Source organism: Planktothrix sp. (assembly GCF_046067725.1).
In the GTDB taxonomy this organism is placed as follows: domain Bacteria; phylum Cyanobacteriota; class Cyanobacteriia; order Cyanobacteriales; family Microcoleaceae; genus Planktothrix.
The window spans coordinates 1-7572 of the sequence record NZ_JBJUDF010000357.1; the positions used below are offsets into that span (position 1 = coordinate 1).

Here is a 7572-nt window from a genome sequence, read left to right on the forward strand (position 1 = left end):
AAATCCTGTAATTCTTGCTCAAAATAGCAGTAATTCAGAAGCTGATCGATTATTGAATGAGGGCTTGGAACTATTTCAGCAAGGAACAGCAGAATCATTACGACAAGCCCTAGAAAAGTGGCAAGCCGCCCGCCAACTCTATCGCGCTGCTGGAGATACAGGAAAAAAAGCCCTCACACTGCTGGTTATAGGCAGAATAAATGACTTATTAGGAGAAAAGCAGCAAGCCCTAGACTACTACAACCAAGCTTTACCCCTATATCGGGCAGTGGGGGATAGAGGGGGGGAAGCTGCTACTCTCAACAATATTGGCCTTGTGTACGACTCCCTGGGAGAAAAGCAGCAAGCCCTAGACTACTACAACCAAGCTTTACCCCTATCACGGGCTGTGGGGGATAGAGGGATGGAAGCCACTACTCTCAACAATATTGGCTCTGTGTACAACTCCCTGGGAGAAATGCAGCAAGCCCTAGACTACTACAACCAAGCTTTACCCCTATTACGGGCTGTGGGGGATAGAAGGGGGGAAGCCACTACTCTCAGCAATATTGGCGGTGTGTACTCCTCCCTGGGAGAAACGCAGCAAGCCCTAGACTACTTGAACCAAGCTTTACCCCTATCAAGGGTAGTGGGGGATAGAGGGCAGGAAGCTGCTACTCTCACTGGTATTGGCAATGTGTACGACTCCTTGGGAGAAAAGCAGCAAGCCCTAGACTACTACAACCAAGCTTTACCCCTATTACGTGCTGTGGGGGATAGAAGGGGGGAAGCTGCTACTCTCACTGGTATTGGCCTTGTGTACGACTCCCTGGGAGAAAAGCAGCAAGCCCTAGACTACTACAACCAAGCTTTACCCCTATTACGGGCTGTGGGGGATAGAGGGGGGGAAGCTCGTACTCTCAACAATATTGGCTTTGTGTACGACTCCTTCGGAGAAAAACAAAAAGCCCTAGACTACTACAACCAAGCTTTACCCCTATTCAGGGCTGTGGGAGATAGGGAGGGGGAAGCTACGACTCTCAACAATATTGGCCTTGTGTACGACTCCCTGGGAGAAAATCAGCAAGCCCTAGACTACTACAACCAAGCCTTACCCCTATCAAGGGCTGTGGGGCATAGAGGGGGGGAAGCCAATACTCTCTTTAATTTTGCTTACCTCAAACGTAATCAAGGCAACCTCAGCGAAGCTCTTACAGACATCGAAACTGCCATTACTATTGTTGAAGACCTCCGCACTAAAATCGGTTCCCAAGAACTTCGTCAATCCTTCTTTGCCACAGTTCAGGATGGTTACAAATTCTACATTGATTTATTAATGCAACTGCATCAACAAAACCCCCAAAAAGGATATGATGCTTTAGCTTTTCACGCCAGCGAACGTTCTCGCGCCAGAAGTCTGGTAGAACTCCTGACCGAAGCCGGTGCTAATATTCGTCAAGGGGTAGACCCCAAACTCTTAGAACAGGAACAGAACTTACTACAACAACTCAACACGGTAGAATATCAACGATATCAACTCACCCAAGGTCAATATACCGAAACACAAATCGATGAACTCAAAGCCAAATCTCAAGCCTTCAGTAATCAACTCAATCAACTACAAACCCAAATTCGCCTTACCAGTCCCCGCTATGCTGCACTGAAATATCCTCAACCTTTAAATCTGCCAGAAGTTCAACAACTCCTTGATGAAGATACCTTATTATTACAATATTCCCTGGGGGAAGAACGCAGTTTTCTTTGGTTAGTCAGCAAAAATAGCATCAACACTTATATCCTTCCAAAACAAAGTGAAATCAAAACGGCTGTTGAAATTTACCTCCAGTCTTTCAATACCGAGAATGCTACCCTAAAAGACGGACTTCCTCTGAGTCAAATCCTTCTTTCTCCTGTAGCCAATCAATTAGCCAAAAAACGCCTATTAATTGTAGGAGATGGAGCTTTACAATTGATTCCCTTTGCCGCATTACCTATTCCCAATACTCCCCAAAATCCACTCTTAGTGGAAAACGAAATTATTACTCTTCCTTCTATCTCCACAGTTGCTATTCAACGAGAACAATTACAAAATCGACCTTCTGCACCTAAAACGGTTGCGGTGATTGCTGACCCAATTTTTGAATCAAACGACCAGCGCTTAAATAATCAAATTGTCTCGGAAAATCACCCCCCCACCCAGAATGATTTAGCCAGAAATAGGGCTACCAGAAATTCAGGATTATTAGGGAATACAGCTTCCGAGTTAGATCGGTTACAATATAGCCGACATGAAGCGGAAAATATTGCCCAATTAGTCCCGGAGAATGCAAGACTAAAAGCCTTAGATTTTGAGGCTTCTTTAGCAACCGCAACTAACCCGAATTTAGCTGAATATCAAATCGTTCATTTTGCGACTCATGGATTATTTGATCCTGTCAATCCTGAATTATCAGGCATTGTTCTATCTTTATATGATAAAACAGGCAATAAGCAAGATGGATTTTTGCGGTTAAGTAATATTTTTAACTTAGATTTACCGACCGAATTAGTAGTATTGAGTGCTTGCCAAACTGGCGTAGGAAAAGAGATGAAAGGGGAAGGTCTGGTAGGTTTAACTCGTGGTTTTATGTATGCAGGAGCGCGGCGAGTCATTGTGAGTTTGTGGAGTGTTAATGATGCTTCAACTTCTGAATTAATGACGAAGTTTTATCAAAAAATGTTACAAGGAGAAGAAAATCCAATTCATGCTTTGAGACAGACACAATTGGAAATGTGGAAATCTGAAAAATGGCAATCTCCCTATTATTGGGGAGCGTTTACAGTTCAGGGAGATTGGCGCTAATCAATGGATAATTGATCAGATAGTGAAGCAATTCTAAGTGATTCGTAAACGTTTAGAGATTCCTCGCTTCGCTCGGAATGACTTGTATAATTTTGGGAATGATTTGTATAATTTTGGGAATGATTGGTTGGCGGAGACTCAAAGATTGTCATTCCGACCACAGGGAGGAATCTAATCTAGTTTTTTTACCGATAATTTATAATTTTGGGAATGATTGGTTGGCGGAGACTCAAAGATTGTCATGGCGATCGCAGGGAGGAATATATTTGAGACCTCAAACCCAATCTTGTAATAAGAGAAATAGTATAGCAAGTCTAAATCGGTTGTCATCACCTCTATGACTCAAACCCTTACCGTAGGGGCAATTCATGAATTGCCCCTACGGTAAATCAAATAGGATTGCTATAGTAATTCAGAAGTTAATATCCACCCCTTCAATGCTAGAGCTTTCAGGGGTGGGCGTGTGAAAGTTTTAGGATAAACCAGTTTCAAGCCACTCAATTAATTTCGGTTTGCTAATGGCTCCCTCGTAGACTTGAACAATGTCTTGACCCTTAAATAATCTTAAAGCTGGAACCCCTGTAACGTTACACAATTTAACACTGTTAGGGTTGGGGTCTATTTCCATCTTAACTACTTTCACCTGATCACCATAGGTTGTGGCGATCGCTTGTATGGACGGTGAGACAAGCCGACAAGGGCCACACCAACCCGCCCAAAAATAAACTAAAACGGGTTTTTCCGCTTTTAGCACTTCAGAGTCAAATTCTGAATCTTGAATCACAAGAACGTTATTATTCATGGGTATTTGCGTAATTGACAGACCTACAAATCTTTATCCAGATTAAACTGTCTTAGCACTCTTAAGTCGGGCAAACTATGCTTTGGTCACTCAGTTTAGGTAAAACTGAAGTAAAAATTAACAAAAAGTAAGTTCTGGAAAATGCAAAGGAAATCCCTCCCTCTGGTAGACTGGAACACTGGGAGTATCTAAATTAATCCGGCAATCACAACTGTTGGGAGGAGAAAATTCTGTGGATAATGTCATTGGATTAGAGATTATTGAAGTCGTCGAGCAAGCTGCTATTGCTTCTGCTCGTTTGATGGGGAAAGGAGAGAAAAATGAAGCAGACCGTGTGGCGGTTGAAGCCATGCGCGCCCGGATGAACCAAATTCACATGAGAGGACGGATCGTCATTGGGGAAGGGGAACGGGACGAAGCTCCCATGCTTTATATTGGCGAGGAAGTCGGGATCTGTAACCAAGACGATGCCGCTAAATATTGTAACCCGGATGAACTGCTTGAAATCGATATCGCTGTTGACCCCTGCGAAGGAACGAACCTGGTGGCTTACGGTCAAAATGGTTCCATGGCGGTGTTAGCGATTTCTGAAAAAGGCGGTTTATTCGCGGCGCCTGACTTCTATATGAAGAAGTTAGCGGCTCCTGCGGTGGCTCAAGGTCATGTCGATATTAACAAATCTGCCACTGAAAACTTAAAAATTCTCTCGGACTGCATGAACCGCTCTGTTGAGGATTTAGTGGTGGTGGTTATGGATCGTCCCCGTCACAAAGATCTGATTAATGAAATTCGGACGGCTGGCGCCCGTGTTCGTTTGATTAGTGATGGTGACGTTTCAGCCGCGATTTCCTGTGCCTTTTCTGGAACGAATATTCATGCTCTGATGGGTATTGGGGCGGCACCAGAAGGGGTGATTTCTGCGGCGGCGATGCGGGCTTTAGGCGGTCACTTCCAAGGTCAGTTAATCTATGATCCTGAAGTGGTGAAAACGGGATTAATTGGGGAAAGCAAAGAAGGCAATATTGCTCGCCTCAAAGAAATGGGTATTACTGATCCTGATAAAGTCTATAATGCCAATGAGTTAGCATCGGGTGAAACGGTGTTATTTGCAGCTTGTGGAATTACACCGGGTACTTTAATGGAAGGGGTACGCTTCTTTGCTGGTGGAGCTCGGACTCAAAGTTTAGTCATTTCTTCTCAATCTAAAACGGCTCGTTTTGTCGATACTATCCATATGTTTGACAAACCGAAAATGATGCAATTGCGCTAAGTTTTTGTTCAGTTAACAGTTAACTGTTATTCAGTTATCAGTCATCAGTCATCAGTAAAAATGTAATCAATTTATCCAATCGTTTTTAAGGGTTGACTAAAACTGATGTTAGTTAACAAATACTGGTTCACTGATTACTGCTTTTTTAAACATTTTTTAAACCTAATATTGATAACAACTGTTGTATGAATATTGCTGTTGTAGGTCTGAGTCATAAGACCGCACCCGTGGAAGTACGCGAAAAATTGAGTATTCCAGAACCTCAATTAGAAACTGCGATCGCTCATTTATTAAGTTATCCTCATCTGCAAGAAGTTGCAATTCTGAGCACTTGTAACCGTTTAGAAATTTATTTAGTTGCCACAGAAACTCAACCGGGAATTCGGGAAGTTACTCAATTTTTATCAGAAAAAAGTAAGCTGTCTTTACATCAATTACGTCCCCATTTATTTACCTTGCTTCATGATGATGCCATTATGCACTTAATGCGAGTGGCGGCAGGTTTAGATAGTTTGGTTTTAGGGGAAGGTCAAATTTTATCCCAAGTTAAACAAACCCATAAATTAAGTCAGCAATATAAAGGCATTAGTCGAATTCTTAACCGTTTATTTACGCAAGCGGTGACGGCTGGAAAACGGGTGAGAACGGAAACAAGCATTGGTACGGGTGCGGTTTCTATTAGTTCTGCGGCGGTGGAATTAGTTCAGATGAAAGTCCAGAACTTAAGTAATTATCGCATTACGATTTTAGGTGCGGGTAAAATGTCGCGTTTATTGGTTCAGCACTTATTATCAAAAGGTGGGAACCAAATTACCATTTTAAATCGAACTTTAGGGCGTGCTAAAGAATTAGCTAATCAATTTCCTGATGCGAATTTAAAAATTGATACGATGTCGGAAATGATGTCTGTAATGGCTAATTCTGATATTGTGTTTACTAGCACTTCAGCGACTGAACCAATTGTAGATCGCTCTAAGTTAGAAACGATTTTAACCGCCTCTCAATCCTTAATGTTAGTCGATATTTCTGTTCCTCGGAATGTCGCTACTGATGTGAATGAGTTAGCCCATGTTCAAGCTTATAATGTGGATGATTTAAAAGCGGTTGTCGCGCAAAACCATGAAAGTCGCCGTCAAATGGCTCAGGAAGCGGAAGTTTTATTGGAAGAGGAAGTACAAGCCTTTGATGTTTGGTGGCGCAGTTTAGAAACAGTACCCGTGATTAACTGTTTACGCGATAAAATCGAAACGATTCGAGAACAGGAATTAGAAAAAGCTTTATCTCGCTTAGGGACAGAATTTGCTGATAAACATCAAGAAGTGATTGAAGCTTTAACGCGAGGAATTGTTAATAAAATTCTTCATGATCCAATGGTACAACTTCGCGCTCAACAGGATATTGAAGCTCGACGTCGGGCGATGCAAACTTTACAAACTTTGTTTAATTTAGAACCTGAAAAAAATTCTAGTCAACAATACAGTTAGGTTGACTGTTTTTTCTCAAGACTGACTCCTGATCTTAAAGCCATCAACAAGAGTTTTGATGGCTTTAAGATTTTATAAACCTCTGTGACCTAACCCCCCAGCCCCCTTCCCTGCAAGGGAAGGGGGAGCAATTAATATTTTAAAATCTCTCAGAGATTTCATATTAGGAATTTTTCTCCCCTCTCCTTGCAGGAGAGGGGTTGGGGGAGAGGTCACACAGGAATCTGTCTCCAGAATGAAACAGCCCTGCTTCCCTAATAGGGAAGGGGGAGTAATTAATGATTTTTGATGTTTAATAGTAATAATTAGTCCCCCCTCTCCTTGCAGGGGAGAGGTTGGGGGAGAGGTCATACAAATTCGCTCTCGAAAATGAAACAGCCCTGCTGCTCTACAGGGGGGGTTTGTAGCAAACATTTAGGAATTTCATATAAACTCTGAATCACAATTGTCAAAAAATCTTGGCGATTCTCAAAAACGAGGTTAAATTGATACTAATACCCGACGTATCTACCCCAGTACCATGAACTCACGTCTAGGATTAATCGCTTTACTCACTTTATTAACCAGTTTAACCTTAACAATTCCCTCTCCACTCCTATTGGGGAAAAAATTTGAGAGGGGTAATAGAGTATTCGCCCAAACGGTTACAGAACGAAAAGCCGAAGCAGACCGATTATTAGAGCAGGGAGGACAACAATATACAACTAGCCAATACCAAGCCGCAATTCAGTCTTGGGAAACTGCATTAAACATTTATCGTGAAATCGGCGATCGCTATGGAGAAGGAAAAGCTCTAATAGCTTTGGGTAATGCTTACAGTGACTTAGGACAATATCAAAAAGCAATTGAGTTTTATCAACAGTCTTTAACTATTTTCCGTGAAATCGGCGATCGCAATGGAGAAGGAAAAGCTTTCAATAATTTGGGTTCTGCTTACTATAGCTTAGGACAATATCAAAAAGCAATTGAGTTTTTTCAACAGTCTTTAACTATTAAACGTGAAATCGGCGATCGCAATGGAGAAGGAAGTGCTCTCAATAATTTGGGTGGTGCTTACTATAACTTAGGACAATATCAAAAAGCAATAGAGTTTTTTCAACAGTCTTTAACTATTTTACGTGAAATCGGCGATCGCAATGGAGAAGGAAAAGCTTTCAATAATTTGGGTTCTGCTTACTATAGCTTAGGACAATAT

Annotated in this window: 5 protein-coding genes; 4 read left to right on the forward strand and 1 reads right to left on the reverse strand. The window is 42.0% G+C overall.

Going from position 1 to position 7572, the window contains the following annotated elements; all coding sequences use genetic code 11:
* Positions 1 to 2821, forward strand: a 2821-nt coding sequence (locus ACKPEB_RS21985; protein ID WP_408967152.1) for a tetratricopeptide repeat protein, incomplete at its 5' end; no start/stop codon positions are given.
* Positions 2822 to 3293: 472 nt separating this feature from the next.
* Here ACKPEB_RS21985 and ACKPEB_RS21990 read toward each other — a convergent pair.
* The gene (locus ACKPEB_RS21990; RefSeq protein ID WP_408967153.1) at positions 3294 to 3623 is read right to left on the reverse strand and encodes a thioredoxin family protein; all 330 of its coding nucleotides are present in this window, start codon (positions 3621 to 3623) and stop codon (positions 3294 to 3296) included.
* Between the two features lie 232 nt (positions 3624 to 3855).
* On the opposite strand from ACKPEB_RS21990, the gene glpX reads away from it, so the two are divergent.
* The 3 genes from glpX to ACKPEB_RS22005 form a co-directional block, all read left to right on the forward strand.
* The gene (gene glpX, locus ACKPEB_RS21995; protein WP_408967154.1) at positions 3856 to 4893 is read left to right on the forward strand and encodes a class II fructose-bisphosphatase; all 1038 of its coding nucleotides are present in this window, start codon (positions 3856 to 3858) and stop codon (positions 4891 to 4893) included.
* A gap of 185 nt (positions 4894 to 5078) precedes the next feature.
* Complete coding sequence (locus ACKPEB_RS22000) at positions 5079 to 6377, forward strand: glutamyl-tRNA reductase (RefSeq protein ID WP_408967155.1); 1299 nt, start codon at positions 5079 to 5081, stop codon at positions 6375 to 6377.
* Positions 6378 to 6897: 520 nt separating this feature from the next.
* Positions 6898 to 7572: tetratricopeptide repeat protein (locus ACKPEB_RS22005; protein WP_408967156.1), on the forward strand; the 675-nt coding region annotated here is incomplete at its 3' end.

What these genes read in the sequence shown, in the direction of transcription:
- ACKPEB_RS22000 (WP_408967155.1), top strand. Translation starts at nt 5,079, where the DNA reads ATGAATATTGCTGTTGTAGGTCTGAGTCATAAGACCGCACCCGTGGAA.
- ACKPEB_RS21990 (WP_408967153.1), bottom strand. Translation starts at nt 3,623, where the DNA reads ATGAATAATAACGTTCTTGTGATTCAAGATTCAGAATTTGACTCTGAA.